General features: G+C 37.8%; 12 protein-coding genes and 1 pseudogene. 2 read left to right on the top strand and 11 right to left on the bottom strand.

Features of this window, described 5'->3' with window-relative positions; translation table 11 throughout:
- Positions 1-47: 47 nt before the first annotated feature.
- The 4 genes from V7L01_RS01890 to V7L01_RS01875 form a co-directional block, all read right to left on the bottom strand.
- A complete protein-coding gene (locus V7L01_RS01890; RefSeq protein ID WP_335031401.1) occupies positions 48-5,819 on the bottom strand; it encodes an AAA family ATPase in 5,772 nt (1,923 codons plus the stop codon).
- Positions 5,820-5,902: 83 nt separating this feature from the next.
- The gene (locus tag V7L01_RS01885; RefSeq protein ID WP_335031399.1) at positions 5,903-7,294 is read right to left on the bottom strand and encodes a radical SAM/SPASM domain-containing protein; all 1,392 of its coding nucleotides are present in this window, start codon (positions 7,292-7,294) and stop codon (positions 5,903-5,905) included.
- 144 nt (positions 7,295-7,438) lie between these two features.
- Entirely contained in the window at positions 7,439-8,152 is a 714-nt protein-coding gene (locus tag V7L01_RS01880; RefSeq protein WP_335031398.1) for a hypothetical protein, read from the bottom strand.
- Positions 8,153-8,188: 36 nt separating this feature from the next.
- Complete coding sequence (locus tag V7L01_RS01875) at positions 8,189-9,280, bottom strand: amidohydrolase family protein (RefSeq protein ID WP_335031396.1); 1,092 nt, start codon at positions 9,278-9,280, stop codon at positions 8,189-8,191.
- A 159-nt stretch (positions 9,281-9,439) separates the two neighbouring features.
- Here V7L01_RS01875 and V7L01_RS35295 point away from each other — a divergent pair.
- Positions 9,440-9,637 (top strand): annotated as a pseudogene (locus V7L01_RS35295) (helix-turn-helix domain-containing protein); the annotation flags it as partial.
- A 53-nt stretch (positions 9,638-9,690) separates the two neighbouring features.
- Here V7L01_RS35295 and V7L01_RS01870 read toward each other — a convergent pair.
- From V7L01_RS01870 to V7L01_RS01860, 3 genes are all read right to left on the bottom strand, one after another.
- Positions 9,691-10,044: a hypothetical protein gene (locus V7L01_RS01870; RefSeq protein ID WP_335031394.1), complete on the bottom strand. Its 354-nt coding sequence runs from the start codon at positions 10,042-10,044 to the stop codon at positions 9,691-9,693.
- A gap of 227 nt (positions 10,045-10,271) precedes the next feature.
- A complete protein-coding gene (locus V7L01_RS01865) occupies positions 10,272-10,595 on the bottom strand; it encodes a hypothetical protein (RefSeq protein ID WP_335031392.1) in 324 nt (107 codons plus the stop codon).
- A 308-nt stretch (positions 10,596-10,903) separates the two neighbouring features.
- Positions 10,904-13,210, bottom strand: coding sequence for a TOMM precursor leader peptide-binding protein (locus V7L01_RS01860; RefSeq protein ID WP_335031390.1), 2,307 nt, complete (start codon positions 13,208-13,210; stop codon positions 10,904-10,906).
- A gap of 353 nt (positions 13,211-13,563) precedes the next feature.
- Between V7L01_RS01860 and V7L01_RS01855 the strand changes: the two genes are divergently transcribed.
- Positions 13,564-13,848, top strand: coding sequence for a hypothetical protein (locus V7L01_RS01855; protein WP_335031388.1), 285 nt, complete (start codon positions 13,564-13,566; stop codon positions 13,846-13,848).
- Between the two features lie 5 nt (positions 13,849-13,853).
- On the opposite strand, the gene V7L01_RS01850 is transcribed toward V7L01_RS01855, so the two are convergent.
- From V7L01_RS01850 to V7L01_RS01835, 4 genes are all read right to left on the bottom strand, one after another.
- Positions 13,854-14,075: a hypothetical protein gene (locus tag V7L01_RS01850; RefSeq protein WP_335031386.1), complete on the bottom strand. Its 222-nt coding sequence runs from the start codon at positions 14,073-14,075 to the stop codon at positions 13,854-13,856.
- Entirely contained in the window at positions 14,072-14,656 is a 585-nt protein-coding gene (locus tag V7L01_RS01845) for a DinB family protein (RefSeq protein WP_335031384.1), read from the bottom strand. Before V7L01_RS01845 ends, V7L01_RS01850 begins: the two co-directional genes overlap by 4 nt.
- 58 nt (positions 14,657-14,714) lie before the next feature.
- Positions 14,715-15,665, bottom strand: a complete 951-nt coding sequence (locus V7L01_RS01840) for a hypothetical protein (protein WP_335031382.1) — start codon at positions 15,663-15,665, stop codon at positions 14,715-14,717.
- A 241-nt stretch (positions 15,666-15,906) separates the two neighbouring features.
- Complete coding sequence (locus tag V7L01_RS01835; RefSeq protein ID WP_258169732.1) at positions 15,907-16,128, bottom strand: helix-turn-helix domain-containing protein; 222 nt, start codon at positions 16,126-16,128, stop codon at positions 15,907-15,909.
- Positions 16,129-16,377 lie beyond the last annotated feature (249 nt).

Here is a 16,377-nt window from a genome sequence, read left to right as displayed (position 1 = left end):
ATAGACCTCTTCTTTCACTTTCTAGATTAAACAAAAGTTTTCGTAAATCAAACAAAGATAGATTCATAAATACGGTTCTGAACTCTCAATTTTCCCTGTTGCTTGACTACTAGCCCTGACAAAAGCAATTCTCTTTCCTCTGAACTATCAACTGCAATAATCTCTCCTTGATGCAAAATTTGCCGGTAGAGTTCTAGTAGCCGAACGGATTGTTTACTTTTGAGAAGGCGATCGCGAATGGTTCTTAAATGCTCTGGTTCATCCTGTGATTCCCAATTCTCTATTACCTGAGTTCGCACTAAACTTTCAATCCATTCGGCTTCTCTGTTGGTAGGAATAGGAGATGAAGAATTGCGGATGACTTTACAGAGCTTTTGAGTCAAAAAGGGCTGGCCATTAGTCCAGACTAACACTTCTTTTAAAACTGTTTGAGGATTGCTCACGTTCTCGGTCAATCCTTGAAGTAGAGGTTGCGCTTCATGCTCTTTAAACCCTTCCAATTGAATGGTCTGACCGATGTTAAAAGGCGTTCTTTGGTGGTCAGTAATTAAGTCACCAGGGGTAGCTACTCCAAAAAGAGCAAAGGTTAAACGTCGATACTCTGGATTAATACTACGCTGATTATAGCAAGAGCGAATTAGCGCAAAAAAGTCATTAACTGGGAATTTTAAACTTAAGAAGCTATCAATTTCATCGATAAAAATTATCAACTTTTTAGATATAGTATCATTTCCTTGAGCAACTTCAACTAGCAAAACTTCTTCAATAAATTGACTCAACCTCTGAACTGGAGAAATATCTCCTTGCTCTTGCCACCAAGTTTTTAGATTAACCTTTCTTAATAAACCAAAACTTCGCCATAGCTCTACTGTTAAGCCTTTGTACCATTGGTCAGGCGTGACGTTTTCGCTACCAATACGGGTCAGATCGATCGCCCCGCAGCTAAATCCCTCATGCTGGAGATGGTGTATCATGCGTACCATCAGACTTGACTTGCCCATCTGCCGAGGATTGAGAATGTAACAAAATTCCCCGCGCTTCAACGCCTTATAGAGATAACGGTCTGCTGAACGCACAACATAAGTAGGAGCATCCATCGGCAAACTTCCTCCCACTTGATAGTCAAAGGTAGAGGGTTGTTCGCCACTTTTGAGTAACTCGTTTTCAAACAGCAGTTCGGCTTGGGTGGCTTTGAGAATTTCTAGGGTTTGTGAGAGTTCTTGAGTGCGCTCTTCTACTCTCAGCTCTAGATTTCGGTTATAATCTTCTAACTGTCCGTAGAGACGGGCATTTTCAATGGAGATAGCAGCTTGAGCAGAAAGAATTCTTAAAACTTCAATGCGATCGCTGGTAAATGCATCTGTAGTTAAATTGTTTTCTAGATATAGAATACCGCTTAGTTTGCCTTGATTTAACAAAGGAGTACAGAGAATCGATTTTGGTTGAGTGGCGACGATGTAGGGATCGCGGATAAAGTGTTCTTCAACGGTTGCGTTATTAAGAACTACATTTTCTTGAGTACGGACAACATAGTTCACGATCGCAACTGGTAGGATAAGTGTCTGCTTGTCGCCATCTACAGAGTCAATGGGAAGCGATCGCAGTAGAGTAACCTCATCAAAATCTACTGTCCCTTCAGCTTCGATTACCCATTTACTATCTTTTTCCAGTATCAGAAAGCCTTTTTGGGCACCTCCATTTTCAATTACAGTTTTCATTAACTTAGCCAGCAGTTGGTCTAGTTTTATTTCGCTAGCTAATACTTGAGAGGCTTTGGTAACTGTCATCAGATCGAGTACGTGGGGATTTGTACTACTAGTAGATTCAGTTGTATTAATGCTTTGGTCTTCTTTTCGGTTGTTTATATCCATTAGAAACTGTGGGTACTCCGATTCTAGGGCTTTAACTTTGGCTTTTGCACCCCAGCAACTATAACAATGATGGGCATTTTTCAGGTATAGTCGTCCTATTTCTTCTCTACCGAGAGAGATATAAAATTCTGCTGCGCGTTCATAACCTATGGCTTCTTCGTGAATAAATTCAGATTTTTTAGCACCTTGAATTGCTTTTTCATAAAGTTCTTGGGCTTGCCAATTTTGTTCTAATACTCGCGCTTTCTCTGCTTCTACTAAATCGTATTTATTTTGAAAATTGGCGGGGCAATGACCCGCCCATACTTTCATATTCTGTTGATTATTTTCTACTTTTTCTAAGATTTGTTTTTGTTGCTCTAGGTTGAAACTATGATAGTGAGCAAGAAAGGAAAGAGAAGAGTAGAATTTGTGTTGTGGTACAGTTAAATATCCAGCATAAGATTTAATGTATCTTTCAGTTTCAACTATTGAAGTAACAGCATATTCATATGTTTTAAATAAATATGAACAAATTAATTTTGAAAAATAAGCTATAAACAACAACCATTCGCTCTTATCTTGCTGCCATTTATTCAAACAGTCGTTTTCTTCTTTTGGATCATTACTAATACTATTAATAAAATTAGAATTAATATCTATCAAATTTATTATATTTTTTTTGCATATATTAGCGTAATAAATTGAGTACTTTATTTTTAATTTTTCAATTGACTTAATGTATATTGTATAATCAAAAACGATATCTTCTAAATTATATCCTCCAAAAAACTTTATTAAAAAATATGTGATAATTACATAACTTGTATACTCCTTGCATCCTCTAACTATCCCTTTTTGAACCGTATCTATGATTTTTTTATACGCACTTTTATCCCTGAGAAAATTTTTCCAATGCCATGCGTATCCATAATAAAAGTGGACAACTAAATCTTCTAATTCGGTCGAATTTAATTGATCGAGCAACTTTATAGACAGTTTGCCAAACTTATATCCTAAATTAATCTCTCTCGTTGAGCCGGATCGAATTAGTAAATAAGAACTATATATAGCAGGAGCTTGAGAGGGATTACCATATTTTATACAGAGATTAAGCTGGATTAATATGACCCAGGGAAATAATGGTGAATTCATAATATTCAAAGGAGAAATAATTCTTTGTAATATGAATATCACTGCCAGTTTATATGGATCATTGAGTCTAGGAAGATTAGCTAATTTCTCAATATTTTGATTTTGCAAAAATAGTTCTAGCTCTCCCTCTTCTTGTTTAATTTTATTTTCTATTTCAATAGTTCCTTGAGGAATATCTATTCCTAGTTCTGTTAAAAACTTAAATGCAATACTTATCGCATCATGCGGTTTAAATTCAGCAAAACAAGAAAGAATTTTTACTTCATATATTTTTACTTTATCAATACTATTTGTAATTTGAGATAAACAAATATTATACAAGTAATCAACTCGCTCAAATTGAGTATTTAAGCGAAGTAATTCTAAAGTTTCTACATAAATTTCTAAAGTTAATTCATACTGCTCTTTCCAACTGTTGTTTGCTAATAATCTTAAACTAGTTTCTAAATATTTTAGAGCTAGCTGATAAGCGGTTGAAGCCTTTGCTTTTTTACCAGCTTGAAGATTTAATTTGGCTAAATTATCTCTTTCCGGGCGTTCAATAATTAATTCAGTTCCTTCATTTAAGTGATTGACAATATCAAAAATATTTGATTCTATCTCATTTAATTTTATCATTTTCAAAATAAGAAAACCTACTTGCAAATGTGCTATTTTTTTTTCTGCTTCTGGAATTAAAGCATAGGCAGCTTGCTGAACTCTATCGTGCAAAAATTTGTAGGGGATATATTTGGGAACTTTGGGAATAAAAACATTGGAAATTTCTGAAGTATTTCTTGATATTTCTTCCTGATTCCAAAGCAGAGGTATTTTATAGTCATTACTCAGAGGTAAAATTAAACCTGACTCTAGTGCTGGCTGAAGTTCTCTAGCTGTAATTATTTGAGATTTGTTATTGACTACAGAAAGAACTTCTAAATTAAATTGGTTGCCAATACAAGCTGCTAATTGCAAAATATTCTGAGTTTTTTCATCCAGTTTAGTAATCTTGCTGATAGTTAAGTCAACGACATTATCAGTTATTCCTACTTTTTCTATTTCTTCAATATTCCAGTACCAAAAATTTTTCTTGTGGTCAAATGACAAAATATTTTCTTTATGCAGATATTGGAGTAATTGAGTTAAGAAAAAAGGGTTTCCTTGAGTTTTATTAGTTACTAACTTTGCTAAAGATTTTGACTTTTCTGTGGAGCAATTTAATGTATCAGCAATTAATTGATTAATATATTGGATTTCTAATGGTTGCAGCAAGATGTTATTGATGTTACCACCTTCTTTTTGAATTTGCTCTAAGGTTTGCATCAAAGGATGAGTAGCATCAACTTCATTATCTCGGTAGGCTCCGATTATCAATAGATATTGGCTGTCAACATCGGTTATTAATAGCTCAATTAACTTCAAAGATGCTAAATCTGCCCACTGGAGATCGTCAAGGAAGATAACTAGGGGGTGTTCTTTTTGAGCGAAAACAGTAATAAATCTTTGAAAAAATAAATAAAATCGATTTTGAGCCTCAGTTGCTCCTAATTGCTCAACTGGTGGTTGTTTGCCGATAATCTGCTCCAATTCAGGAATTATATCGATGATAACCTGAGCATTAGGATTCAATGCTGCTAAAAGTTCCTGTTTCCTAGTTTGTAGTGCTGCTTCAGATTCGGTAAGTAATTGTCGTGTTAAGTCTTGAAATGCTAAAGCGATCGCTGCATAAGGAATATCTTGCTGCAACTGATCGAATTTTCCCTTAATAAAGTAGCCTCGCTGACGTAGTATCGGTTTGTGAACTTCATTAACCAAGGCAGATTTGCCAATTCCTGAATAACCACAAACCAGTATTATCTCAGTGCTACCTTGACTGACTCCCTTAAAAGTATTTAATAGTTGTATGATTTCTTCTTCTCTACCATAAAGTTTTTCAGAAATGACAAAGCGATCGCAAATATCCTGAGTTGCTAAACAAAACTCGTCAATTTGCCCTAAACTCTGTAAGCGATCACGACAGGTTTCTAAGTCAGCTTTGATTCCCCAAGCACTTTGGTATCGTTTTTCTGGGGTTTTTGCCAACAATTTAATCACAATGTCTGAAACGGCTTTAGGTATTGGTTGAGATGTTAGATTTAACGTTTCTACAAGTTCATGTGGGGGAACAGGTTGTTGTGCAATATGACAGTGAACTAATTCTATAGAGTCGGTAGTTGTAAAAGGTAGTTGATTAGTCAGCAATTCATAGAAGGTAACACCCAAGGAATAAAAATCACTGCGGTAATCTATGCCTCGGTTCATTCTTCCAGTTTGCTCTGGAGCAATATAAGCTAAAGTTCCTTCTAGGCGCTCAATATTACTAACTGTCTGGTTTTCTCGTGATAAACAGGTGGAAATACCAAAATCGATGACTTTAAGTTGTTCGGTTTCTGAATTATAAATAATATTAGAGGGATTAATGTCTTTGTGGATAATATTGGCAGCGTGAATAGCCGCCAAACTCTCAGTTGTTTTGATGGCAATAAAGAGAAATTCTTTGAGAGTAAATTGGCGTTCGGGTATTAATAATTTTAAAGATTCACCACCAAAGTCTTCTAAAAAAATGACTAGACTATTTTCATACCGCTGCAAATTGTACGCTTTAATAACTCCATCGGCATTTAAGGAGCGGGTGACTTCATATTCCTGCTTGTATCGAGTTAGTTCTGAGGGAGTTGGGTAGTTTTCCTTGAGAATCTTTAAAATAACGGGTTGATTATCAGGCTTTAGAATGGCTCGATAGACTAATGAATTAGCACTTTCATAGATTTTTTGAATAATCTGATAGTCTTTCATAGTGTTCGTAAGTAAATTCTTATTAAGTACAATTTTTGTTATCTTTCCTTCTCAATTCTGAAGCGCCTGAAAATTTTTTAATTTTATGTTTTTACCTTGGAGTCAGTTCTCTGATAAATCTCAGTTATCATAGTGGTGGTAACTTGAAGCCTATTTTTAATAGCTCTGCTAATAACCTGTGATTTCCACATGTCGCAGTTTTTACAAGCCAACCTATTATCTAACTGATTAAGCATTAAATCGCGTCTAAGTTGATTAAATAAATTTCCACTCCAAATATCTTGCAGAGTTTGTTGATTGTAATCTCCCAAACTAGCAATATCCTTATCAAAACCAAGTCTAAATAAGGTTTCAATGCAGTAGTATATTCTGCCGTTAGGCAAAACAGCCATTTCTATAAAGGGAAACAGACAAGCCCATCTCCCTTGCGCTTTTTGAATATAATGTTTGAGCGAATCTTGCAGAGCGTCGTTAATCTTGCTAAGACGTATATTAGTTTTTTTGTATTCAGCTAAGTTCAAAACAAAAACACTATCTGCTTTTGCCAGCCAACGTTCTCGAAATTTTTCTTCTTCTTCGATAGTCACATATTGATTTCTGACAAATGATGTCCTCACCTCACAGGGAATTCTCAAGCGATCGCGCACTCGCAAAAAATTGATAACATTAGATTCGACTCGGTTGAGATTAGCACCCCTAACTCTTAAGTAAGTATCGGGTTCAGCAGCATCGATGCTAATATCAATACTGGTTAAACCTGCTTGCAATAATGCGATGGCTCGACTTTCATCTAGCAGTTGACCGTTGGTAGTTATATGAACTTTGGGAACTCCTTGTTGTCTACAAAGTCGGACAAAATCTATAATCTTAGGGTGAAGCAATGGCTCCTCCACACTGCCAATTAAGATCGTAATTCCCTGTTCCCCACATTCTTGTGCTAGTTTTTCCATCATCTCCCAGGACATTGCATTATTACCTGTGAAGAAATCTGTTGTATGTGTTGGCTTGAGCAAAGAACTATGATATGGACACATCACGCATTTAAGATTGCAGGTATTTCCGACAATTGCCCTAACATAAGAAGGTTTTACAGCCGTGCCATAATAGTCCGCAAAGTAATGTAACTGTTCGTCAAGTTCGGTCTGTGAAATAATAGTCAAGGGTGTTTGAATGCCAAAAATTACCTGATTTTTACTTTCAAATTCTTGTAATAACTGACTCCAGATATTACTTAACTCTTGGGGATACAAATAGGCTAAGGTCGGATATGCAGGTAAGCCTAATTCTGATGAAACAGGTAGGGAAGGTCTGAAAGCAACTACTTTTTTTCCAGATTTTACTGCTGCCACGAGTCTCTCTACACTTTTTGAGTGTAAAGGAATACCATGAGGGGGTATTTCCAGCACTACATCTGACATTTCCCAATTGTCTCGAATTTGAATTGGTAAAAGCTTTTGAGGGTCTTTAATAGTCATATTTTTTTCTATAAGATTTGGATAGCACCAATGAAGAAAAGAACCACCCTTGTTTTCGGCATGGGTGGAGTCTTTAGCAATTTATGCTTTCATAAGATTAAGATGTTTAAGTCTGTAAGACTTTGCTTATCTTGCTTATTTTAATTAAGAACAAGTTGTAGGGATATAAGGGTTATCCGCAAAGAATTTATTTTTATCCTTATTCACAATCCACTCTTCCAATTCAGAAGAAGTAACCGTAGCTTCGCTAAGTTGTGGACGTGGAGGATAGGGAATGACAAATTTAAAAAGGCTAGGACTATTTCGATCTACATCCTCTAGCATTCCGAAAAAGTCATTGACATTGACTTCCAGCAAGTAGCCCAAATCCGGATGTTCTGGATCTCTTCCTAGTTCCAATTCATTAAATATAGGAAAAATCAAATCTTCGTTAGATTGATTTTTAAAGACCTCACGAAGTAACTTGGCTTCTGCACTTTCCTCTTTGGTAGGATCGGCTCCCAATAACTTTTTCAAGTTTTCACCAACCTCAGTATCTTTTTCAGTAGGGCGGACAAAAAATTTCTGTAATTCTTTTGCAGTATTTAAATTTGGATTTTCTGGTTCTCCAACATTACGCCATATGTAGGCAATAATTTGAGAAATTTGTTTAGCTTGTTGATAAAGTCGTAGTAGAAAAAAGGTTGGAGGAGCTTTTTGAAATGTCTTTTTTAATAATTTTCTGTATGCTTCTTCTTTCTCAAGACTTCTTTCTTCTTTAGCTTCCTCAAAAAAATCGTTTACAGAGGATTCTAAAAATTGATCTACTACTTCATTTAGCGCTTCACTTTTAATCAATAAATCTCTAGTTCCAAACATGATTTTTTCCTCTTTGTAAGATTATGATAATAAATTTCAAGACAAATTGTAAAAACGACAAGGATTATCCCAAAGAATCTTTTGCACAGTTTCTTTCGATAATTTTTCCTCAAGCTTTACCATGTCTGCAACGATGTTCGGCTTGTGATCCATATGGGGATAGTCCGAACCAAAGATTAAATTGTCTGCGCCAATATATTCAATCACCTGAGCTAGTAATGGTTCTGAAGGCTCTATGGCAATAAAGCACTGGCGACGAAAATACTCTGATGGCTTGATTTTAACATTATCATGAATTGTATCCTCACAAGCTAAATTTTCATACTCTTCATCTAGTCGCCATAGCCAGTAAGGAAGCCAGCCACAACCGGACTCCAGAAAAGCCACTTTCAATTTTGGATGACGTTCTAAAACCCCTCCTTCAATCAAGGCTAATAAAGCCATCATCTGTTCCATCGGATGAGAGCAAGCGTGGGTAGCAAAACGAGTGTTAAACCTTTCTGTTCCAGTAGTTGGCAAACGACTGTGAGTCCCTTCATGAATGCCTACTGCTATTTCTAGTTGATCGCATTCTGTCCAAAAAGGCTCGTAAGCGGAATCGCTCAACAGTCTTCCTTTGACGGGATTAGGGCGTAAAAACACACCTTTCCAGCCAAAATCGACAATTCTATGCAATTCATCCACCATTGACTCTGGTGCGTGCAGATTAATTGCTCCTACCCCCTTCAATCTATCTGGATTGTAACTGCAAAAGTCTTTTAACCAATTGTTGTAAGCACGGGTAAAAGCGCCAGCAACTTCTGGTTGCATAGTATCGATCGCCCAAAGCCACAATCCATAAGTTGGATAAAGGAATGCCAGATCGATCCCCATCAGCACCATCTCTTGAACGTGAGACTCGACATTGTAGCCTTGGAAATAAGCATTGGGATGAGCTTGCATCATCTGCTTATTTCCTACAGCACGAACTTGCCTAGAGACTTTTTTTACAATGTCTTCCCCTTTAATTTTCATGTCTGCTGAGGGAGCAAACTGTTTAAATTCTGGTTCGAGATACTCAGCCCACATACTGGGAGGTTCAATTACGTGGCAATCAGCATCAATAATCGAATATCCGTTTAGCATCATCTGTAATCAATCTGGCTCGGAATTGGGAGTTGGTGCGTAACGCTACAAGTCTGATTACTACGCTGAAATTTTTTCGTAGCTTTACACAGCCTACAGTTTTTTGTGTCAGTTGCGTAAGCCCTATTTTTATCAAATAAGCGGTGAAATAGCCTAACCCAATCTCAAAAACAGCACCTAGCTCAAGCATTTGGGTATGTGCGTTGGATTTGGAATCAGTCTTTTGTTACGATGTGCCAGACTTACGTCTCAAGTGATAGAAAAGCAATAGGTGTAGACTTGGGGCTGATTGATTTCGCTGTTACATCAGATGGTTCAAAATGGACGAAAGTCTACTGTCTTGGAGGCAACTCCCTGTGAATTGGGAAGCCCATACCGTACCACCTAAGCGGTTGGTATGTGGTAATTCACCACTACCTTACATTGTAATAATCCCGCCATGCATTTACAAGTGTTTGTGCAATGTTAGCTGGTAGGTTCGGTATATTAAAGGTACCTGTATTTCCAAAATAGTAGTATGTTATACCATTGACAAATGTTGCCATATGATCGCGGGATCGGTTATCCGCATTTCTACTCATATGATAACTTGCAAAAAGAGCATTAGCTCCATTGTATACATAATAGACCCAATTTCCAGTGTTATTTTCTACCGCGTTTGAAATTCTCCAATCATCCATATTAGCTAGGGCGTTAGAAGGAAAATTCAAAAGAATGACGCAAATTAAAAAAAATGAAATAACGAATTTAATTCCACGCTTAATCATGGTTTCTCCTTAAAATTAGAAAAAATTGAGGTTTACTTTGAGAGGATGCAAAGAAATTATTTCTAGAACTTCTTAGAAATGCGATTTTTAGAATAAGTTAACAGAAAAGTTAATTTTTGGAAGTATGTAAAATAATTTATATACAAAAACTAACTTTTAAACTAGTCTCTAAAAATCGCTTTGCTCTAATTTTTTCTAGAAAATGAAAAAACTTGTTTGATTTTTGCTCAACGTTCACTAAGAACGATATCGCCAATCTCATTAATTGTCATTTTGTAATCTTGAGGACTCCTCTTAACTTTAGCAAGTACCATCTCGCCCTGGCCATCATCCCATTCAGCCTTAATTTTCCAGTCGTCATCCCAAAGAGAACATTTACCTCGTCCAGTCTGAACATTTAATGGTTTATCTCTATGTTGTGAAACCCATGCGTATGCTGATTCCTGATATGTTCTTGGTGGCACAACTTTACTATCGCCTGGATTTTCCGCGTTCACAAAAGAGACGTGTGCATTTGATTGATTATCACAACCTCTAATACCTGTAGTCAATTTGAACTCCTTACAGTAAGTAAATGTGTATTGGTTGACATCCTCACCGGGCTAAAGCCACGGTGATTCCCAAGACTCACGACTTGGGTTTCTGCTTCATCGCAACTGTGAAAAGTCAGCTTAAGGTGCGGTTATAAAGCTTTTTTTCTTTCCTTCAGTTTGTCACACTTGAGGGTGCGGAACGTGAGCTTCAATCGCAGTGAACTACCTTTGATATTAGTTTTTCTCTTAGCTGTGAAACTCATAAAATTCATTCCAAAACTCATAGAAAAACTCATGAAAAATGACATCATTCAGTAAGGAGAACCTCACATCCACATGGGAAAAGAGTTGAGTTGCTCTTGTGTCAGTGGTTCTTGCAACCAACCCATTTTCACCGGAATTTCATAAAGCCGTCCGGGTGCTAACCTTTTCCACATATGGCGCATTCCCGGAACGATGACTTTGGCAACTCTCAGTCCAATATCGCGACGAGTCTGATCTAAAACCAGCATTTCTAAACCATTGTTCTCAACGATTTGTTGACAAAGCTTGACATCTTCGAGTAAATCGTCACTTGCAACTTCGCGATAATCGCCACTGACTTTAGCAGCAATTCTATGGCTTGGAACTAAATAAGGTTGCTCGCTTAAAGTTGCGGTTTTCCACCAATCTACCGCCAAGCCATCTGCTGATGGAGGATATTGAGTACTTCCATCAGCTTTGGCAAATAAAACGTTAGGTAAAATTTGGTTAACTTCAGTCAAGGCTCGACTAATAGCAATCTTGGCATCGAAATGAGCGCCATAACCCAAAACAATATCTTCTACTTCGCGATCGCTTCTTCGAGTAACAGCAGCAAAAACTGGAATATTCAGATCGCTGGTAATATCTAAAACCCAAAGTTCCCGATTAATAGTTTGATAATATTGCTTCAGGCTTTGAAAATAAGGCTCGTCGAAACTATCTAAATCCACTTGCGGCTTTTGCAGAGAGTTATACCACCATAAGGCGACAGCATCCCGCTCTACTAACTCCATAAACCCTTGCAGAATTGCTTCTTCAATAGTATTACCCGCCGCACATCCATTAGAATCAGCCCAACAGTCAGGTTTATAGTCCGGTTGATAGCCATAATAACAGTAAGCCGTTGGCAGATACTTAAATTCCTGATGGGTTAAAGACCAAACAGGAGTCCAGTCAATTTCTCTTTGTTCATCAAAAGGTTCAGGGACTTTTTGAAACCAGCCTTGACACTCAACATTCCATTGCTCTCTATTTTGATATTGCTGTTGGCTGAAGTTCATACAAACATTGGGATGGATCGCCTTGTCCCCCATTTGTTGGTAACTGGCTTTTTCTCGAATTTCATACCCTTGAAACACCCCAGAATATCGCTCAATTGCTTCGCAAAAACCACTAGCCATCGCTTGAGAGTCAGTCCTACCTTTCCCCGCACTTCTACCCCCCAAATTTTGGCGCAAACTAGCGCAATCGTCGAAAACACTGAGAAAATGATGTTTGGCAATGTAATTATGAGTTAATCCATTCCCAGGAATTTTATTTAGTTCTCGCACAACCCCAGTAATGGGGCTGATATGATGTTGATATTTCCTGAGAGTTTCTTGTGGCGAACAAATACGGTGTCCTCCATCGACGGTAAAGGTTTTCTGGCGGTGTTCTAAAACAACAGGTAGGGGGTTGTTGGTTAACCCATTTACCATCTCTCCACAGCTAGAACATTGAGGACGCTTCACCCAGCTATGATTTTGAGTTTGCAGTGCGATCGCATCGTAAACAATCAAATTGCTTTCTAATTGTTGATTTTCTCCTTGGACAATCCACTTAAACACCTCTGTGGCTACCATTCCTAAAGCGGTTTGTACTGTAGATGGCAAAAATCCTAAAGGAGTAGCTAAATGGGAAGATATTTGCTTCTGTCTCTGAATAAACCCTTCAATCGGTCTATTATCTCGCAAACGCTGGGCTAAACAGTTCCAACAACCTGTTTTCTGAGGCTCAAATAAAGGACCAATCCAGACTATTGTCCCTAATGGCTTAACCAGTATCCAAGGAGACTGGGATTTTAAGGCTTGTTGATTGAACTTATCTAGCTCAAGATTGAGATAATCATCGGTTAAAACTACTGTCAAATCACCTTCGTCTGCTACTTGAATTTGGAGAGACTCAAGCACAGCAATTAAGTCTTCAGCAGCAACCAAACCTAATGTTTTGACTGCTACTTTAGTCGATTGCAATCTTTGATGGGCTACTGTGGGAGAAATATTGAGATGACGGCAGAATATGTCTAAGTGCGATGGGAGAGAGTTATCTTCTTCAACAATATAGCCCTTTTGTTGCATTTTTAATAAAGCATATTGGGCTTTAATACTCACATTGAGAGCTTCTTGAAAGAAGGTGGTAGCTGACTGTAAAGATTTTGGAGCTTGCAGTAGCGACTGTTGAATGGTATCAATAATTTCGTCAATATTGCGATCGCCATCAATGAAAGTAGCTAAAGTACGAGAAAGATGATCGTTTAACCAGACTTTTTCTCTTTCTGACAAAAAAAAGATATTGTCTGCTTCTATAGTTTGAACAGAATAACAAGGATTGAATTGGATTTTAAGTTCCATTGAGCTTTCTTAATTGTTTGTTTACTAATTAAACTGTAATTTTAGTAGAGTTAACTCGTAGTTAATTTCTATTGACTTTATTATTTTTTTAAAACATGTTTATATGTATTTATTAAATTTAGAAATCAAATTTTGGTACAATTAATGATAGTTGATAAGTAAAATAGATTTCCGCCCATTGTATGTTAACGGAATTTATAACGAATCTCAGGTAGCTTTTAAATTATTGTTACACAATTTTTATTAAAATCATTTCAAAAGCTCATATAAAAGCTCATATAAAAACTCATAACTTTTTATAAAAAGCAATGGAATAGCTCACCTATTTTTATCAGTTAACTTTAGCTACTACCATGCTCATAGCTCTAAAACAGCATCAGTATGTTCAGCAGTATCTCTATTTGCTGCGCCAACAGTTGTTTAGCTTTAACCACCAAACCGTACCACAAATGATGGCTTGTTCGATGCAGATCGTGTGTGTACAAGTCAGTGAGAGGGGGATCTTTTTTTATATTCAAACTCCAACAAATTCAGCACTTTCCCTTCCAAATCGGTCAAATAAGCACGGTTCAGCTTTCCTAGCGACTCCAAAAACCTCTGCACCGATTCCTCCAGCCCACCCGAATACACCCGATTGATGCGATCAGCTACGCTGGGCGCTTGCGCCATCGCTAATCTCCCGAACCTGCTGACACTCCTGGGGCAGATAGTTGAAGGACTTCAGGTGTTGCAAACCAACGGAGTACTCGCCATCCCAGCTTTTGACAGTGCAACTAAAATCATTCACCTGATTAACGATGTCCCAACAGCCGCCTTTCCCCTTGAGTTCAGAATTATCCTTGGCTAGGATTTGGCATAGGGTCATCTGCTTTCCCAAATTTCTTGTTCGGAAAAACCAAGCTCTCTTAAGTCCTCTTCTCGCAAAGCTGCTTCATTGGCACAAAAGAACTCATCAAGTTGTGGTGGTTTTACTTGCGTTCCGGCTAGCATCGCATGTACCTGCCCACGATGATGAATCTGATGCTGAAAAAGGTGGGCAAGAAGTCGTGAAGTTTGTTCGGTATGAATCCCACTGCGTCGAGGGATGGCAACTGGATTATCAATTATTGCATCTGTTAGATATTTAGTGACTCCAATTAAACGCTTGTCAGCTTCATATTGTGCTTGTTGTAACTTTGTACATATCTCAAAAGGCTCTTCTGGCTCAAAAAATTTCTCGGCTTCGCTATTTGGCTGTCTGTTATTAATGCTGCGCTCCAAAGCATCAATATAGTACCAATCTACAGTCAATACATGATTCAGTGTCGCTTTAATTGAAGGAAAGAAACTTGTTCTTGTTGCAACAAACTTTGCTTGGCTCAAACAACTACAAGCTTTTAACAAACGATAATTAGCCCAAGCGTTGTTGTAAGCCATTGTCAAAAAATGATGTGAAAGTGTTCTCATAAGTAATTGCACTACATAACATTTGTTTAGTTAAATCACTTGAAACATTCATCATCGGTTAATCTATAATCCCATATTCCTGCTCAATCAAACCCAACAGTTTCTCCTCCACAGCCGTCAAATACGGTCGCTTCAGTTCCCCCAAGTGCTTCAGTACAGCACGGGCTGCCTCTTCCAAGTTCTCATTTTCTCGTAGGCTATTGATGCGATCGCAAAGGAGCTGCATCTGCTCACATTCCGACTCCAAGTAATTTAGTGGCTTGAGATGGTCGATTCTTACGGTGTATTCTCCATCCCACATTGTGACTGTGCAACTGAATTCGCCTACATGGTTGACAATGCACCAATTCCCACCTTTTCCTCGTAAATCAGGATTATCCTTAGCAATGATTTGACACACTTCTCCGACACAGTAAGGATTTGGGGCTTTAGTGCGTTCCATTATCCGCTCTATCACGTCTTTGACAACACGACCTGATGGTACTTTTCCACCTGCGACTTCAACCGCAGTTTGCCACACCTCCCACTGTTCCTGCGGTTCTAACTTAGTCATGGGGCGAACTTGTCCTTCGCTAGTCGGCAGGATTTGGGAACTATTTGTTGTCAAATCATCAATCCCAAAATTTTGACAACAAATTGTTGTCAAATTCTCGTAGACATCAGCTGCTGCAATCAAATAATTTGACTTTTGGCGACTATGCCCAAAGCGATCGCGGCAATAATCTTCAAAAGTTTTGTGCGTGGAGCGGTAAAGCCTTCTGTCCCTCAATTCCATTAACGCTTTACCGGCCTCAAAAAACGCCCGTTCGACTTTCCTCTCTAGCAGGTTGCGATCGCTCTCTTCTTGCTTGCTTAATTCTTCTATTTCAACAACTTCAAGGCTTATAGCTGCTGAATCTACATTTTCCTGGGAGGAAATACCTGAGTTTGCTCTTTTAAATGGTAGTTCTGAATCACTTATCGCAGAGGAAATGCTTTTTTTGCGCCTAGAGGATGGCTTTTTCGTCATTCCACCCCTTTTTATTCAATAGTATTTCTCTAAAGCCGATTGCAAAGTGGATTTTAAATGTTGCAGTAGGAGCAATCACTGGGTTAAAGAAACACAGGGAGGAACATAAGGATTTACACTTCGATAATTAATCCTAAAACTCTATCCCTGAGTTTATACCCAGGACTTATTCAATTACACAAAGAGTTTCTTCAAAAATGCACTACTTTGTGGCAGTGATTGTAAAGAGAGAGAAGCAGCATTAGCTACTCACATCTATTACCTCCCTCAACTCAAATAAATCCGCTAGGTCACACCGGAAGTAGTCACATAACTTTTCAATCGTTTCCGTATCCACCCGCTTAAAGTCATTGGTGAACAGCCGATAAACAGCTGGATAAGAAATGTTGGAACTTCGGGCAACTTCAGCCAATGACAGTGTTGGGTTTTTTTCAGCCATAAGCACAGCTAGGCGGCAATGCATTTTCCTCATGCCTCCATTAAACTATAGTTTTTATCATAATTGATTTCGTTATAAATTAGCAACTTAGTATTGCTATTTATAACGGAAGTGTTATAGTAAAGATATGGAGAAAGCGCCCCCGACGACCAATCAAAAGCGCTTTCTCTGTCCCTAATAATCAGTAAACCAAAAAGTTTTTAAGAGAAGAGCGATCGCTAGAATACTTATATTTTTTGATACTTTCTAATACGTAACTCTCTAACCAGCAGA

It is taken from the genome of Nostoc sp., assembly GCF_036917095.1.
Classification (GTDB): Bacteria; Cyanobacteriota; Cyanobacteriia; order Cyanobacteriales; family Nostocaceae; genus Nostoc.
The sequence above is the reverse complement of the archived record's forward strand: the minus strand, read 5'-3'. Positions and strand labels throughout refer to the sequence as shown.